The organism is Streptomyces sp. NPDC007917 (genome assembly GCF_042959105.1).
In the GTDB taxonomy this organism is placed as follows: Bacteria; Actinomycetota; Actinomycetes; order Streptomycetales; family Streptomycetaceae; genus Streptomyces.
Genome location: NZ_JBIBKK010000002.1, coordinates 292,636 through 309,261, shown reverse-complemented (window position 1 = coordinate 309,261; position 16,626 = coordinate 292,636). Strand labels below are relative to the sequence as shown.

At 72.3% G+C, this 16,626-nt stretch carries 9 protein-coding genes; 5 read left to right on the top strand and 4 right to left on the bottom strand.

From position 1 onward, the window contains the following. From ACFZDL_RS04400 to ACFZDL_RS04385, 4 genes are read left to right on the top strand one after another with little or no spacing between them, the layout of a single operon-like run. Window positions 1-531 (top strand): hypothetical protein, encoded by a 531-nt coding sequence (locus ACFZDL_RS04400; RefSeq protein WP_353591318.1) that lies wholly within the window; start codon window positions 1-3, stop codon window positions 529-531. After that, window positions 528-2,387, top strand: a complete 1,860-nt coding sequence (locus ACFZDL_RS04395; protein WP_353591317.1) for a hypothetical protein — start codon at window positions 528-530, stop codon at window positions 2,385-2,387. The genes ACFZDL_RS04400 and ACFZDL_RS04395 overlap by 4 nt, the downstream gene beginning before the upstream one ends. Before the next feature lie 5 nt (window positions 2,388-2,392). Beyond that, window positions 2,393-4,558 carry an ATP-binding protein gene (locus tag ACFZDL_RS04390; RefSeq protein WP_353591316.1) on the top strand — a complete coding sequence of 722 codons (2,166 nt, stop codon included), beginning with the start codon at window positions 2,393-2,395 and terminating at the stop codon, window positions 4,556-4,558. A 5-nt stretch (window positions 4,559-4,563) separates the two neighbouring features. Continuing rightward, window positions 4,564-4,857, top strand: a complete 294-nt coding sequence (locus ACFZDL_RS04385) for a hypothetical protein (RefSeq protein WP_353591315.1) — start codon at window positions 4,564-4,566, stop codon at window positions 4,855-4,857. Window positions 4,858-4,926: 69 nt separating this feature from the next. On the opposite strand, the gene ACFZDL_RS04380 is transcribed toward ACFZDL_RS04385, so the two are convergent. The 3 genes from ACFZDL_RS04380 to ACFZDL_RS04370 all read right to left on the bottom strand — a co-directional run bounded on the left by ACFZDL_RS04380 (window position 4,927) and on the right by ACFZDL_RS04370 (window position 12,169). Continuing rightward, window positions 4,927-5,568: a hypothetical protein gene (locus tag ACFZDL_RS04380; protein WP_353591314.1), complete on the bottom strand. Its 642-nt coding sequence runs from the start codon at window positions 5,566-5,568 to the stop codon at window positions 4,927-4,929. Next, window positions 5,569-10,059, bottom strand: a complete 4,491-nt coding sequence (locus ACFZDL_RS04375; RefSeq protein WP_353591313.1) for a hypothetical protein — start codon at window positions 10,057-10,059, stop codon at window positions 5,569-5,571. A gap of 229 nt (window positions 10,060-10,288) precedes the next feature. After that, window positions 10,289-12,169 (bottom strand): ABC transporter ATP-binding protein, encoded by a 1,881-nt coding sequence (locus ACFZDL_RS04370; protein WP_353591312.1) that lies wholly within the window; start codon window positions 12,167-12,169, stop codon window positions 10,289-10,291. Window positions 12,170-12,559: 390 nt separating this feature from the next. Between ACFZDL_RS04370 and ACFZDL_RS04365 the strand changes: the two genes are divergently transcribed. After that, window positions 12,560-15,268, top strand: coding sequence for a cation-translocating P-type ATPase (locus tag ACFZDL_RS04365; RefSeq protein WP_353591311.1), 2,709 nt, complete (start codon window positions 12,560-12,562; stop codon window positions 15,266-15,268). On the opposite strand, the gene ACFZDL_RS04360 is transcribed toward ACFZDL_RS04365, so the two are convergent. After that, window positions 15,259-16,488: an Acg family FMN-binding oxidoreductase gene (locus tag ACFZDL_RS04360; protein WP_391190352.1), complete on the bottom strand. Its 1,230-nt coding sequence runs from the start codon at window positions 16,486-16,488 to the stop codon at window positions 15,259-15,261. The two genes, ACFZDL_RS04365 and ACFZDL_RS04360, sit on opposite strands and share 10 nt — an antisense overlap. Window positions 16,489-16,626 lie beyond the last annotated feature (138 nt).

The following is a 16,626-nucleotide window of genomic DNA, read 5'->3' as shown; positions in this document are numbered from 1 at the left end:
ATGGCTCTTCACGTGGTGTACGCGATCGGCACCGGCCACGTCGTGGGCGCCCTGGCCCAGACCGGCGCCGGCGCCCCGGCCGACGCGGCCGCACTCGTCGGACGCGCGCTGCCGTTGCGTGTCTCCCTGGGCGACGGCCGCATCGCGACCCTGCCGCTGAGCGCCGGAAAGCTCGGCGTGGCGGCCGTGGACGACGAACCCGGGGCCCTCGCCGATCCGTTGGCCTTCGGCGTCGAGCTGACCTCCGAGGACAAACCCAAACCTGAGCTGGTGCGCCTGGCGGGGTGGGACGACGATGTGGTGCTGGCCAAGAACGGGATCACCATCACGGTGCAGGTCCCGGTGAACCGCACCACCCCCGTGGTCGCGCTGATCTCCGACGAGCAGGACACTCATGTGCTCACCGGGGAGATCCCCGCCCAGCAGACCCAAGTGAAGCTACCGGTGACCCTCACCGCGGGCAGCGAGCACGGTGTACTGGTGCTCGCGGCGGGCTGGGCGGGCTACCTGGGAATGGGGAAGGTGACGTGAGCGCGCCCACCGCGCCGGCCGCCGTCGAGCCTGGCGAGATCACGGTCCACCGGTGCACCGTGACGGTGGTCCGGAGCGGTGGGTGGAGCTGGGGCCCCGATCCACGCGGCCTGGTCCGCCAGGTGGTCGATGCCCTGCCCGAGTTGCTGGCCGACCACTTCGCCGAGCGGCTGGCCGGAGACGGACCGGATGTGGAGATCACCGAGCCGCTGACCGTCACCGTCCGGCAGGGCCGGCCCGTGGGCGGCGTCCCGCCCGTCGAGGTGCACTTCGCGCCCGTGCCGATGGTGGAGCTGCCCGCCGACACGCCGGGCGGCGGCACCGATGCCGTCTCCCTCGGGGAGTCCTTCGCGGCGGCGCCGGACCCGTGGACCGTCCCGAGCGCCGCCGCGCTCTTCGCCGAACTCGCCGAGCGCGGGGAACTGGACGCGCTGCTGGCACTGTTGCCCGACGAGTCGGTGCGGGCGTATCTGCCCGCCCTGCTCGGCGACGACGACGCGACGGCCGCACGGCTGCTCGCCGAGCTCGTCGGGCGCGCCCTGGTGGCGGCCCCTCCTCCCGCCGGCCCGCACGGCGAGGCCGCCGCCCGGCCTTGGCCCGTCGAGGCACTGCCCCCGCGGCTGCGCGCCGCGGTCGAGGGCGCCGAAGCCGCTGACCTGCCCCGGCTGCTCGCCGGCTTCCTGGCGTCGGCGGACCGCGAGGAGGCGGTACGGGTGGCGCGGTCCCTGGCAGGCCCGTACGACCGCGCCGCCGACGAGCCGCAGGGGGAGGCGGGCGGCGGCGAGGCGCGCACCACCGCCGGGGCAGGTACCACCGCCGCGGCGCGCACCACCGATGCGGCGCACGCCACCGGCGAGGTACGGGTGTGGTCCGCGCTGCCCTTCCTGCTCGCCGGGCCACTGGCGCGCATCGGGTACCTCGACGCCATCGGACCCGCCCTGGCCGGCGTCGAACTGGCCGAGCAGGCACCGCTGTTCGCGGCGGCCCTGGGCTACAAGGCGCTGGGCGTGACCGCACGCGGCTGGCGCCGCGCCGACCGGGACAGCGAGGCCGCGGCCGCCTTCGCCGGCCTGACGCCCCCCGTCGCCGAGGAGCGGCTGGCCGACTTCGCCCGACAGGTGCGCCCCGCGCTCCCGGTCCTCGACGGCGTCCTGGCGCTGTCGGTGTGCCGCGGCCACGACCCCGCCGACCCGCTCCTGATCACGGGGACTGGCCAAGTCGACGGGGAGTTGCTCCTCGTCGACGCCCACGGCATGTTCCCGATCGCCTGGGCCGCGCGAGCCACCGGTCTGTTGCCGTGCTGGCAGGCGTGCGGGCGGCCGCCCGTGCTGCTCTGCGATGGCCCCCTGCCCTCCGGCACCCTGCCCGAACTGGCCGCGGCCGGTGTGCCGTTCCTCACCGGCGTACGGCCGCTGCGCGGCGACCCGGTGGCGCGGCTGCCCTGGCGCACACCGCTGTGGACCGCCGCGGGCACCGCACCGGACCCGCGCCTCGCCGCGGAACTCCCCGCCCACGCACAGCGCTTCGCGCATCTGGTCACCGCGCTGGTCACCGAGCGCCGGGCGGTACCACTGGCGCGGGACGGCGGGCTGGAGCGCACCGTCACCCTGGCCGCGGCACTCGGCCTGGCCACGATCGCCTGGACGCTCTGGCGCGACCGCGAGACCCCGGATCCGCTCCTGGCCCTGAGCCGCTTCGCCGACCTGGAGGCCACGGTGCGCTACGAGTCCGCGGCCGTTCGGGTACGCGTCCCGATGGGACGGCGCCATGCGGACCTCCTGCGCGGCGGTCTGCTCGCCGACGTGCCCGACGTGGTCTGGCTGGGCGGCCGGACCCTGACCTTCTCGGCCGGGTGAGAGCCATGGGCGAACCAGCGGTCGAGCACCTGCGGATCAGGCTCGCGGGCCTGCACCGGGCGCTCCGGGCCGCCGTCGAACGCCAGGCCGGGCTCGCCGCCCGGCTCACCCGGCCGGACCTCACCCCGTACTGTGTGACCGACGAACAGGTCGATGTGCTGCTCGGCGAGGTGCAGGCCTTCACCGACACCATGGCCGAGCCGTACCTGCCCCGACCGACGGAGCCGGAAGCCGAACGGGACCTGAGGCGGCGCGCTTCCGCCGAGGGCACCACCCTGCCGCTGGACGCGCTCGCCACCCGCTTCGGCCTGACCCGCCCCGAGCAGGACGCGCTGCTCCTGGCCGCGGCGGTCGAACTGGACCGCGGCTACGAACGGATCTACGCCTACATCGTGGACAACCTGAACCGGCGGCTGCCGAGCGTGGAGCTGCTGGTGAGCGTGGGCGCGCTGAGCGCGGAGAGCACCGCGGGAACCGAGGGGGAGAACCACGAGTACGAGGCGAGCGCGGCGGCCCGCCTCGCCCTGCGCCGCGCCCTCGGCCCGACCGGGCCGCTGCGCCGCTACGGTCTGCTGCGCCCGCACGGCGAGGCCGCCGTCGAACTCGCCCAGGAACTGGTCCTCGGCCCCGGGGTGCTGGACTACCTGCTGGGCTGGGGCGGCGACGTCGGCCTGCTGGGCCACGACCCCGGCGAGGTCGCGCCGCCGGAGCCGCGCGTGCTGTCCCCGTACCTCTCCTCGGACCGGCTCGCGCGGCTCGGCCGTGCGCTGGGCCGCGGCGACATCGACCTGGCCGGGCTGTGGGGCTGCCCGCCCGACGGCCAGCTCGACGCCGTACAGGCGCTGGCCAAAGCCGCGGGAGCGCCGCTGCGGACCCTGACCGCCGATCCCGAGGCCGACCCCCAGGCAGATCTGCGGACGGCCGCCGCGCTGGGCGCGGTGCTGTGGATTCCCACCGACGATCTGCACGGCGAGCCACAGCGGCAGCGCGCCGCCGCGGTGTCCGCCGCGCTGCCGCGCTCGCGGGTGCCGGTGTGCCTGACCGGCCTGAAGCCCTGGCGCCCCGCGGGCCTGCTCGCCTCGCGCGCGTACGCCGAGCTCACCGTCCCCGTCCCCGGCTTCACCGACCGCCGGGCGATGTGGTCGGCCGCCCTCCCGGAGCTGGACACAACCCTCCTCGAAGACCTCGCCGTCCGCTACCGGATGAGCGGCGGCGAACTGCGCGCCGTCGCCTCGGTCGCCGACGCCGGAGCACGTCTGGCCGGCAACGGACACCCGCAGCCGGTCGCCGCCCACGTCGAACCCGCCATCGCCACCGTCACCCGCGGCCGCGGCGGCAGCGCCGTCCACTCGATCGTGCCCCGGCGCACCGCGGGCGACCTGGTCCTGCCCGACGTCCAGTTCCGCCAGATCCTGGAGATCGCGTCCGCCTTCCACGCCTGGCCCCGGATCGCCGAGAGCTGGGGCTTCGCCCGCCGCGCGGGCCACGGCGGGGTCAAGGCACTCTTCACCGGCGAGCCGGGAACCGGCAAGACCATGTCCGCCGAGATCGTCGCCGGCATGCTCGGCCTGGAACTGCTCAAGGTGGACCTCGCCCAGGTCGTCTCCAAATGGGTGGGGGAGACGGAGAAGAACATGGAGACAGCGTTCCGGCAGGCCGAGGAGAGCCACGCGGTGCTGCTCTTCGACGAGGCCGACGCCCTGTTCGGCAAGCGCGGCGAGGTGAAGCACGGCACCGACCGGTACGCCAACCTGGAAGTGGGCTATCTGCTGCAACGCCTGGAGGCCAGCGACGGGCTGGTGATCCTCACCAGCAATCTCAAGGACAACATCGACCCGGCGTTCACCCGGCGCTTCCACTTCGTCGTCCACTTCCCCCGCCCGGCCGCCGCCGAACGCCGCAGACTGTGGCGCCTCGCCTTCCCCGAGGAGGCCCCGCTCGCGCCCGACGTGGACCTGGACGCCCTGGCCCGCCTGGACATGACGGGTGCCGGCATCACCGCGGCGGCCCGCGCGGCGGCCCTGGGCGCGGCGGACAGCGGCGGCGCTACGATCGAGATGCGTCACATCGTCCGCGGCGTGGCCCGCCAGTTCCAGCGCGAGGCCCGCCTCCTCCGCCCGACCGAACTAGGCCCGCACGCCCATCTGCTCGACGACGGAACCCCGGGGTGACACCGATGCTGCCCACCGAACCCCCGCTCTCCCTGCACCGCCTACTGGCCCCGGTCCCGCCGGCCCGCACCCATGAGACGGCGACGGCCACCCGCCAGGCGCCGGCTCCGGCGCCGGTGCCGGTGAGCAACGCGACGATGGCCCACAGCATGCACGCGCTGGCCAAGATGTCACCGCCCGCTGCCCAGGACCAGCTCGGCAACGCGGCCACGACCAAAGCGGCCGCGCAGGCGGCCCCGGGTGTACGGCTGTTCTTCGTGCCGGTGAAGTCGCCTTGGGAGGACGCGTCGAATCGGTGAGACCGCAACCGGCTCCACGGCGCTTCCCACCTTGCGCCGCACACCTGCTGGACCCCCGCTCGACGGCGCTCAGTCGTACGACGTGACCTCGTTCCGGAGCCTGTCGATCCGTTCGAGCATCGCGCGAGCGCCGTCCAGATGCTCCTCCTGTACGGCGCCGATGCCCCAGTCGTCCTGATCGTCGTACTGCCGCTCCAGCTCGCGCAGGTCCTCGGCCTGGAAGTCCCGAAGGATCGCCAGCAGCGAGTCACCCCGCCGCGTCACCTCATCGCGGTGGGTGGCCGTCCCCGGGACACTTAAGACAGTTGTCCGCCGCTCCTGGAGTTCGGAGAGCCGGTAACAGAGCACGGGCAGCTCCTCCATCGGCGCCTCGTCGTCCACGGGCAGATGCAGGAGGGGCAGCAGATCGGGATCGAGGGCGAAGAGGCGGCGCTCGACCGGGTCCAATGAGGTCGGCTCGGGGTGCGGTCCTCCTCGCTCCAAGGGGAAGGCCAGGCTCCACGGTTGGTTGGTGGTCATCAGTCCCAAATGCCAGGGGCCGTCCTCGGCGAGGGCGAAAAACTCCCGGGGCAGGTCGACGCCGTAGCACTCGCGCAGGACCTGGCGGGCGCTCAGGCCGGTCTCGAACAGGGCGCCCGCCAGCCGCACCATCGAGGCGTAGTCATCGCGCGACGCCTCGGCCCGCAGCTGTGGGAGCGTACCGTCGTCCACTTACCCCGTCCCCTTGGCTTGGCTTTTCCGCTCGGCCTTCTCCGCCCGGATCTCCTGCGTCAGCTTGTTCAGTTTTCTCCAGGTGCGCTTGAGGTCGGACGCCGTCAGCGCGCCGATGATCTCATGCGCGACGCTTTCCACCAGACCCATGGCGTCGTGGGTACGCTGTGCGTCAGGAGTGCCACCCCCCGCCTGAAGAAGCCTCTTTCGTGCGTCCTTGAGCAGGGTCTTCACCGCGTCCACGTGCTCTTGGACGCCTGGATCCTCCATGGTCAGTTCCGGCGCGTCGGTCAGCAATCTGATGACGGCCTCGACGTGCCGGAAGACTCGGGAGACCGTCGTCTGCTCGGGTCGGCCCAGCCCGGGGACCATTCCTCCGGTGAGTTCCAGCGTGATGGTGTAGGCGTTCGCCATCGACTGGGCCTGCTTGATGACCGGGTTCGCCGGGTGCTGACTGTCCTCGATGCTCTTCTCGGACACCTCGAACCCGCGGTCGGTGCCCAGCCGCGGATCCGACGGGATCGCCGCGCTCGGTGCATACGCCATCGAGAAGGCGCCGCCGAGAAGCCGCCGCGCCCAGTTCCTGAATCGGCGGCCCTCACCTCCGCCGACCCCATACGGTCGGCGGTCTCTGGCTTTGGCCTGCTGGAGCCGCTGGAAGATGTCGTACACGCGCTTCTCGTCACGCGCGTCCCAGAGCTTGATGAGCGTGTTCGGCTCGGCGGGGTACAGCGCCTGTGGTACGTGCAGGCCGAAGGCGGCCCGGATCGCCCGGTCGATCTCGTTGGCCAGTTGGGTCAACTGGACCGTACGGGGACTGGCGTTCGAGCCCCAGTCGAAACCCTCGAAGTGGTAGCCGCCGGTGATCATCGTCCGATCGCCCGCGATGTCCCGGAGGATCGCGTCGTACTCGGCGAGCAAACCCTTCCCCCCGAGGGTCCGCAGACCGCCGTCGGCGTCCTGGCTCAGGCCGTAGACCTGCCGGTTCACCTGCGCGAGGAGGCTCTTCGCCCGATTGACGTGGGAGACGAAGATATGTCCACGGATGAGCCCGTAGGGAATGGCCTTGGTCTTCCTGTCCCGCAGGCCCTCGTCCTCGGCGGTCCGCGCGGCCTTCTGCTGGTCGGGGGAAGCGGCGAGTTCCAGGTAGGCCTTGCGTACCTTGCTGAAGGCGACCTTCTTGCCCGTCTCGGTGTCGACCCAGGTAGGGGTCCACAGGAACCCGAACGCGAGCATGCGCAACTCGTTCGGGGCCGCGATGCTGTGGACCGCTTTCCGGACCGGCTCGGCGCCGCGCTTGGGGGTGGCCGCTGGGTCGAGGGGTTCAGCGGCGTTGACGCCGATGATGACGGCCGTCCTCGCTGCGGCCACCCGCTGCTCCGTCGATCCCGCCCACGCGTCGGTGAGATACCGGGCGGCGATCTGCGGGTTGCCGGCCACCTCGCTCGGGATCGCGGCCATGGTGATGACGAAGCCCACCGGGTGCGGTTCCTTCATGGGGTGAGGGATGGGGAGCAGCCGGTCGACCGGGTTGCCCACGGGGATGATTTCGATGGCCGCCGCTGAGGTCGCCCCGGCGATCTTGTAGCGGAAGCCGAGATTCTCCGGCTGGGTCTCTGCCTCCGGATTGACGGCGACCTCGATGCGGTAGTTCTCCTTGGCCACCTTCTTGAGCCGGATCCTGGTGAGGCGGTGCCGCCGCTTGATGGCCGGCAATCCGCGCCGCACGGACTTGACCGTCGCCGACTCCTCGTTGAGCAGGCGCGTCGCGTCACGGATGGCGGCGTCCAGGGCACGCTTCTTGTCCGCCGGGGAGCGTTTGTCGGGGCGCTTCTTCTTCGGGTCGCGCCGGTCCTTCCGCTTCGGCCTCCGCCGGTCCGGACGGCGCCGCTGGTCGGGGCGCCTGCGCCGGCGCGGCCTGCCCGGCCGCTTCCGGTCCGGGCGGCGCTTCGGCTTCGGCTTGGGCTTCTTCTTCTCGAACGTGACCTTGATCTTGGACCAGAGCTTCTTCACCAGGCCCACGATCTTGTCGATCACCCAGTCCACCGCCCGGTCGACCGGCTTGGACATCGCCTGGACGATCTGCTTGACCTTCGCGGCGATACCGCCCACGCCCAGGATCGCGGCGAGGACACCCAGCAGGACCGGGATGGAGCGGGCCAGAGCGCGCTCGATGAGGCCCGGGACGCCGCCGCTGCCGCCCCTCGCGATCGCGATGACCGCGTCGAGCACGGCGCCCACGAACTCGATGATCTGACGTGCCTGGGTGACGATGAAGCGCACGATGTCGATGATCAGCTTCACCGCCCGGACGAACGCCGACGCGGGGTTGAGCAGCGAGATCACCCACATGATCCCGGCGACGACGATCGTCGGTGTGACGTAGGCGATGACCTTGTCCAGCAGGTCCTTCTTCAGGTCGCCCACGCGCGCCTTGAGGTCGTCCCACATCCCCGCCACGCCCCGCTTGCGGACCTCCGCGACCAGCGGCACCGCGGTCTCGGCCGCCGCGACCGCCGGTTCCATCTTCGGGACCTTGCGGACGATCCGGGAGCGGATGTTCTGCCAGGTCAGCCCCAGCAGGGAGGCGAGCATCCTCAGGACGCCCTGCGCGTCGAACTTCGACGGCAGCTCGATGCCCGCCTCGGCCGTCTTGCCCAACAGCCACGACAGGATGCCCTGTTGCAGATGGTGGCCGATGTTCGCCAGGAACTGCCGCAGACCGGCGCCGACCGCCGAGACCAGGTTGCGCAGGAAGCCGATCGGGTCCTTGAGGATCAGCATGACCGCCGACGCGGCCTTGGCGAGGACCGACAGCAGCAGCCGCTTCAGCTCCAGGATGGTGTTGATGACGGACTTGACCGCGTCCACGGCCTTGGCGACGAGGCCCTTGTTCTTCTCCTTCTCCGCGGCGATCTCGTCGTCGACGGACTTGAGCGCGTCGGTGTACTTGGTGGCGAGCGTGTCGACGAGCTGGGTGCCCTTGTCGTCCACGGACTGCGTGAGTTCGTCGAACTTGTCGGTGAACTCGGCGGCCGCCTGCTGCCCGATGGACCGCAGGTCGGCCGGAAGCCTCCGCACCGCGTCCTGCATCTCGGTCCGGCCCTGGGCGATGCGGCGCTTCGCCCGGTTCAGCTCGCCGCCGATGGTGTCGGCGACGTCGGAGATGACCTGCCGCATCCGGCGGACGTAGTTGTCGCGGGCCTCCTCGAAGATCTTGTCGGCCTCGGCGGGCAGCCCGGCGAACAGGTCCCGGACCCAGCGCGCCTTGCCCGTCCAGCCCGAGTACCGCCGGTCCTTGTACTCCTCCATCTTCCGCTTGTGCTCGGCGGTGAACGCGTCCCGCGCCGCCTTCTCTTCCCTGCCGAACTGCTCGTCGACGAGCTTGTCGAGGCCGTCGAGGATCGCCTCGACTTCCTTCTTCATGGTGTCGAAGACGCCCTGCAGGATCGCCGTGACCTGGGCCCGCTTCTCCTCGTCCCGGCCCTTGGCACCGGTCTTGCCCGCGCCGACCTGCTGCCCGGTCCGCACCCGCTGGGCGCCCATCGCGCCCATGGCGGCGGCGCCGAGCCGCTGGGCCTGCGCGGTGGCGGCGCGCAGCTCCTTCTTCTCGTGCCCGCGCATCCGGCCGGGGGCCACGTCGGAGTGGTGCTCGGCGGCCTTCTTCTCGCCCAGGGCGGTCTTGAACGCCGGCTCGTTGGACTTCTGCAACTGCGTCTCGGTGACCTGCGCGTCCGCCATCTGCCGATCGACCTGGGCAGGACCGGCGGACAAGTCGGTGGCCGACGGCGGCAGCTTGTCCGGGACGGCGTTCGCCGGATTCGGCGTGCCCGGGGTCCCCGGGGGCCGGTCCGGGGTCATCGGTACGACCTTTTTGGGCACGGCCGCCGAGGTGTCCGGGGGAGCGGCGGTCGTCGTGGCGATCTGCTGGGCCGAATCCGCCTTGCCCTCGCCGACCTTGCCGTGCACCTCGGCCCGTACCTCGTCGGCCTTGCCGGAGTCGGCGAACTTGTCCGCCTCGTCGAGGTTCTTCGGCGCCTTCTCGGCGATCGCCTTCTCGACCGCCCTGATGAACGCGTCCTTGTCGAACTCCTTCGGCCGGGCCTCGTTCATCTTCTCGGCGTTGGCGGTCTTGCCCTGCGCCTCTTCGTCGTCCTTGGGCGGCCGGGCCGCGTCCTGCGCGGCCGCCGCTTCCGTCCTCGGGGGCGGGTGCGAGCTCGCCATCGAGCGCTTCTTGCGCTGTACGTCCTTCTTCAGCGTCGCGAACTTCGGATCCGCTCCCGGACCGGGGCGTGCCTTCGCCTCCGGCGCGGTGCCGGAGGCCGCGGCCGCGGGCGCCGCCTCCGGTGTGTCCGCCGCTGTCGGTTCGGCCGCGGGCGGCCGCTGAGGGCCGGGCTCGGCCCGGCGAGCCGCCGCGATCGCGCCATTGCCGACCATGTCCTGCCCGGCGGGCGGCGCGGGTCGGGGCCCGCCGGCCAAAGCGGCCGTCACCGCCGCGTTGGACGGAGGGAACTCGGGGCGTACGGGGCGGGTGGAGTCGCGTACTTCCGGCCGATCCTGTGCCGGGACAGGCGCCGTCTTCGCCGCCCTTGGCCGCAACGCGAGAGCCTTTGGCGGTGGCATCGGACGGAACCCTCCCACGGCATGTCGGTGCCGACAGGGACTCGGTGTCCCCTCGACACCCCCGATGAAGGGTGGCAGCACGGGCGTGACGGGACCGTCACCCCCGTGTTCCCGAACCGTCTCCCAACGGAGCACGGCGACGGCCTGGATCACTCCCCACGTGGTGATGCAGGTCGGCCGGTGCGGGGCTGTCATCGAGGAAGCCGCCCACCTGGTGCTGCCACAGCTTCGCGTAGGCGCCGTCCGACGCGAGCAGTTCCTGGTGCGTGCCCTGCTCGAGGATGCGTCCGCGGTCGAGGACGACGATCCGGTCCATGGCGGCGACCGTGCTCAGCCGGTGGGCCACCACCAGCGCCGTACGCCCCTCCATGAGCCGCCACAGCGCCTCCTGGACGAGGATCTCGCTCTCGGAGTCCAGGGCGCTGGTCGCCTCGTCGAGCAGCAGGATCGGCGCGTCACGCAGGATCGCCCTGGCAAGAGCGACCCGCTGGCGCTGTCCGCCGGACAGCTTGACACCGCGCTCGCCCACCATGGTGTGGAAGCCGTCCGGCAGCGCGTCGGCGAACTCCGTGACGTGCGCCGCCTCGGCCGCACGGCGGATCTCGGCGTCGGTGGCGTCCGGCCGGGCGAACGCGATGTTGTCCCGCAGTGTGCGGTGGAACATCGCCGGGTCCTGTGGCACGTAGGAGATCAGGCCGCGCAGGTCGGCCTGGCGCAGCCTGCTGATGTCCTGCCCGCCGATCAGGATCCGGCCGGCGTCGATGTCCGTCATCCGCAGCAGCAGTCGGGTGAGCGTCGTCTTGCCCCCGCCGGACCGGCCGACGAGACCGACCTTCGCCCCGCTGGGCACGGCCAGGTCGAGCCCGTCGAAAAGTGGCTCCGCGCCCCCGTGGGCGAAGGTCACTTGCTCGAAGCGGACATCGGCGGCCTGGGACAGCAGCGGCTCCGGCGACACCGGGTCGAGCACCGTCGGCGGCGCCAGGAGCAGTTCGGTGAACTGCGCGGCCTCCGTCATCGAGCTCTCCAGACGGCGGTAGATCTGGTTGAACTCGAACATGATCCGTGTCGCGTTGGTGTAGTACGTGAAGGCGACCACGACCGCCTCCACACTGTGACTGCCCCCGCTGAGCGCGACCGCGAGCAGCAGGCCCAGCGTGTTGGTCAGCACGGACATCGGCGCGACCAGCGTGTCGATGCGCAGATTGCCGTAGTCCCACGACCTCAGCGAGAGCCGCCGGGACTCCGCGACCCGGGACCGATGCTCCGCGGCCTCCCGTTCCTCGGCGGCGAACGCCCGGACCGTGTCCATGTTCATCAGGCTGTCCGCGACGTGGCCCGCCACCCGGGCGATCGCGTCCTCGCGCTGATCGACGAGCCTCTGGCGGCGACGGATGAGAGGCGTCGCACACAGCGCCGTCAGCGCGATCATCACCAAGAGCCCGACGACGAGCAGCGGTTCGTAGGTCCAGAGCACCACTGACCCGAACACCAGTGGCACGAAGTTGGCCACGACCGAGAACGCCAGCGTGTCGATGAACTGTTCGAACCGGGAGGCGAAGCTCAGGACCCGCTTGGTCAGCGACCCGGCGAAGTTGTCGTGGAAGAACGCCGCGTCCTTGGCGAACAACTCGTCCATGCCGACCACGTACAGGTGCTCGATGCCATATGCGTCAAGACGGTTCAGACAGTGCAGGCCGATGCGCCACAGCGCCTCCGCCAGCAGCAGGACGCCGATGAAGCCGAGAACGTAGGGCAGCGTGGAGCCGGTCGAGACACCGGTGTCGTCGGCGATGCGGCCCACGAGCTTCGCGACGACCAGCGGCGCGACGTAGTTGATGCCGATGTTGCCCAGCGCCGGCAGGAGCATCGCGGGCACCGCCACCCGCCGCAGCCGGGACAACTCCCGTCCGTAGTAACGAAGCGCGAGGTGCACCGAGCCCCTGCCCGGCGGCACCTCGCGCGATTCAGGCGTTCCCATCCCACCCCTGCGTTGTCGTCTGGCAGCCCATCACATGCCTCGCCGGACTCGCCGCTCCCTCCCTCGTTCGGGTCGTCCCCCGCCGGACGCGACACGGCGACGGAGCCCCCGCGAAGCGCGCGGCAACGCCGCTGTGCGAGTACGGACAGGCCCCGGAAGCGCAGTGTCCCGTGACGGCGCCCATGGCGTCCAAGCGTTTTTCTCAGCCATCACCCCGCACCCGGCCCGGGCGTCTCGGCTGACCTTCGCCCCGCGCGGATGGCCCACACGGGCGGTGGGCGAACGGTGCCCTCGGCCCGTCGTTCATCGGCGGGTGACCTCGGCGGTGGCACGCTGAAAGACGGCTCCCGTTTTCGGGGGCGCCGGTCGGAGGAACGACGGGAGCGGTTGATGGCATGCGGCGAGCAGCCCGGTCAGGACGCTCCTGGCCGGGGGACGAGCACGCCCGCCCCGGAAAGGGGCCTGTCGCCGGCCGAGGCGGCGCGGCGACTGGAGCGCTTCGGGCCCAACGAGGTCCCGGCCGAGCGGCGGACCCCCGCGCGGCGGCGGGTCCTGCAGCAGCTGCGCGACCCGCTGATCCTGGTGCTGCTCGCGGCCGCCATGCTGACGATCGCCACCGGCGATCTGTCCGACGCCGCCGTGATCCTGCTGGTGATCACCGTGAACACCGTGGCCGGCGTGGTGCAGGAGGTACGGGCGGAAGCGGCGGTGATGGCCCTTTCAGCCATGAGCGCCCCCGCGGCCAGGGTGGTGCGGGACGGTGCGGAGCGATCCGTACCGGCTGCCGAGGTGGTGCCCGGTGATCTGGTCCTCATGGCCGAGGGGGACATCGTTCCCGCGGACGGAGAGGTGCTGGCCGCGGCGTTGCTGCTGGCGGATGAGTCCTCGCTGACGGGCGAGTCCGTTCCGGTGGAGAAGGCCCCTGACGGCGAGTCGTCGCGCGGCAGGGTGTCGGCGGGTACGGTCATCGTGCGCGGCCGCGGCCGCGTCCGGGTCACCGCCACCGGAGCCGACAGCGCGCTCGGCCGGATCGCCTCCCTGATGGGCACCGCGCCCGGCCTGACCCCGCTGCAGCGCCGGCTGGCGGGATTCGGCAGGGTTCTGGCAGCTGTCACCGTGGCGCTGTGCGCGGTGGTCCTCGCGCTCGGGTTGGTGCGCGGACAGCCCGTGGAGCTGATGGTGGTGGCGGCGATCAGCCTCGCCGTGGCCGCCGTGCCGGAGTCGCTTCCCGCTGTCGTGACGCTCGCTCTCGCGCTGGGGGCGCGGCGGATGGCGGACCGTCACGCCATCGTCCGCAGGCTGCCCGCGGTGGAGACCCTGGGCTCGGTGACCGTGATCGCCACGGACAAGACCGGCACCCTGACCGAGGGCCGGATGGCCGCCGAGCGACTGTGGACGCCGCGCGGCGAGGCCACGGTCGTGGGCACGGGCTACGAACCCGAGGGGCGGGTCGTGCGCGACGGCGCGCCGGTGACCGCGGGCGACGCGCCCGACCTGGCGGCGCTGCTGCGGGCCGCGATGATGTGCAATGACGCGGAGCTGGAACCTCCGGCGGACGGCTCCACGCAGTGGCGCGCGCTGGGCGATCCCACGGAGGCCGCCCTCCTCGTGGCCGGGGCCCGTCTCGGCCTTGACCGGGCGGCGCTGGACCGCGAGCTGCCGCGCGTGGAGGAGGTCCCGTTCGACAGCGGCCGCAAGCGCATGACGACCGTCCACCGCAGACCGGAGGGCGGCCTGCGGATCGCGTGCAAAGGGGCGCCGGAAAAGCTGCTCGGGCCGCGGATCCTGGCCGATGCCCCTGACACGCTCGCCCGCGCGGCGGCACAGGCTCAGGCGCTGGCACGCGGCGGGTACCGCGTACTCGCCGTCGCCTCGGCCGACCTGGAGGAAACGGCGGAGCGGCCTCCGACATGGGAGTCGGGACTGTCGCTCCTCGGGCTCGTGGGCATCCTGGACCCGCCCCGGAGCGCGTCGCGGACGACCGTGGCCGCCTGCGAACGGGCCGGCATCGTCCCCGTACTCGTCACCGGCGATCACCCGCTGACCGCACGGGCCGTGGCCGAGCGCCTCGGCATCGCCTCCCGCGAGGAGGAGGTCACCACCGGCGAGCGGATCAGGGAAGGCACAGCGGGGGACCTGACGGGCGTGCGCGTCTACGCCCGGACCACGCCCGAGCAGAAGCTGGACATCGTCCAGGCGTGGCGTGGGGCGGGACACGTGGTGGCGATGACGGGAGACGGAGTCAACGACGGCCCGGCTCTGCGCCGGGCCGACATCGGCGTGGCCATGGGGCGGCGCGGCACCGAGGTGGCACGCCAGGCGGCCGGCCTGGTGCTCGCCGACGACAACCCGGCCACGATCGTGTCGGCCGTCGAGGAGGGGCGCCGCGTCTATGCGAACGTGCGCCGGTTCCTCCTCTACGCCCTCGCCGGAGGCACCGCGGAGATCCTGGTCATGCTCCTCGGCCCCTTCCTGGGGATGCCGCTGCCGCTGCTGCCCGCGCAGATCCTGTGGATCAACCTGCTCACCCATGGCCTGCCCGGTGTCGCGCTCGGCGCCGAGCCCGTCGCCCCGGGAACGATGCGCCACCCGCCCCGGCCCCCCGAGGAGAGCGTCCTGGGCGCCGGCCTGTGGCCGCGGATCCTGTTCATGGGGGCTTTCGTCGCCACCGTGACCCTCGCGGCCGGGCTCTGGGCCCGGGAGACCGGCCATCCCTGGCAGTCCATGATGTTCTTGATCCTCGGCGCCACGCAGCTCGGCGTGGCGCTCGGGTCCCGGGCTCGTCCTGGCACCCTGGCCAACCCCTTCCTGCTGGTCGCCGTGGGCGCGGCACTGGGCCTCCAGGCGGCCGGTGTCTATCTGCCCGCCCTGCGGGACCTGCTGGGTACGGAGCCGCTTCCGCCCACCGACCTGGCGATCGCCTGTGTGCTGTCCGGCCTCGGCCATGTCGTCATGCGCCTGCAGACGCGGCTGAAACCGGAGCGCCCACCGCACGCCGGCCCACCGCACGCGGGCCCATCGACGCCAGGAGGCCGTCGCCACCCGCGCCGACGCGGCCATGGACGGACTTCCGCGTGGCGTACCCGTGGTCAGGGCTGAATGTCGAGTGTGTGGAGGGTCGGGCGACGTGGTGTTCTGGGGCCCGGTGGGCCGTAGCCGAGGCGCAGCACCATCTGTACGTGTCCCGCCCCCGCCACCGGGTCGCGGAGCGGCCAGCGCAGGTCCGGCCACTCGAGGGCCTGGGCGATGAAGGAACTGGACAGTCCCCCGAGAGTGGCGGTCAGCAGGACACGCTCCATGGCCTGGCCCGCGCGCAGCCAGTCCTCCGTACCGTCGCCCGGGGTGGTCAGCAGCGCCAGTTGAGGGGAGCTTTCGAAATCGGCCGTCTCGCGGCCGGGTACGGGCCGGCCGCCCGCGAAGTCCCGTACGGGGGCCTTGCCGCCGCGCCGGCGGGGGCCGAAGGCGTACGGCGGTACCCCTTCGGCGGCGGAGCGTGGCGTCTGGTCGGAGAGCCGGGTCCAGTGGGTGAGGTCCTCGGTGCTGCCACGGTCGGTGACGTTGCGCGCCTCGGCTTCCAGGGCCAGGTCCAGGACCGTCTGCAGATGCCAACCGGAGGCGAAGGACAACGAGACGCCTTCCGCCCCGGCCGCCTCCCGGAGGGCGGTGCGCAGGGACTGGGGTATCTCGGTGTCGGCGAACGGGGATCGGCTGGTGTGCCGGGCGTGGACGGCCGGGTACAGGTCGCCCAGGTCGTCCTCCTCGCCGAGAGGGCTCGTCAGCGAGACGGCGGCGAGCAGCATGGGGTCGTCCGGATCGGGCAGTAGCCGGGTGGCCGGTTGCCGGCCCGTGTGAGCGGCGGCGACGCGGAGGTTCATCAGGGCGGCGCCACATCCCAGGTGGAGGGCGCGGAGGTCCGCGTCGGCGTGCGGCAGGGTTCTCGTCAGATCCGCGGACAGGTGGAACAGGCGCTTGCCGCGGAAGTACCGGAACCGCCAGGGCTGGGCGTTGTGCATCGACGGGGCGGCCGAGGCATCACGCGCCAGCGCCGCCACCTCCGCGTCGGAGAGCGGTTGCGCACCCGGCCGCGCCGCTGTTCCGCGGGCGGAGGCCGCCGGTGCCGTTTCGGACGGGTGCCCGGTGGGGTGAATATGGGCGTCCGGTCCGGGGAACACAAGGGAAACCCGTCCGGAATCCGACCAGCGCACGTCGTACGGCGGCGTCCCGTCACGGTGGTGGACTCCGACGATCTCGCCGTCGCGCCTGGTCGCACCCGTGGTCGGGCTTTCGACAATCAAGTGGTCGCCGACATGAGCACGCATCGGCATCCCCGCCTCTCTGCCCGTCTTCCTCCATCCAGCGTTTCACGGTCGTCGGGCGATGGCATGGGCGGAAGGTCCTCGCCCGGGTACCCGATGGACCTCGCGTCGGACCACCCAGGGGCCCGCCATCCCCACATG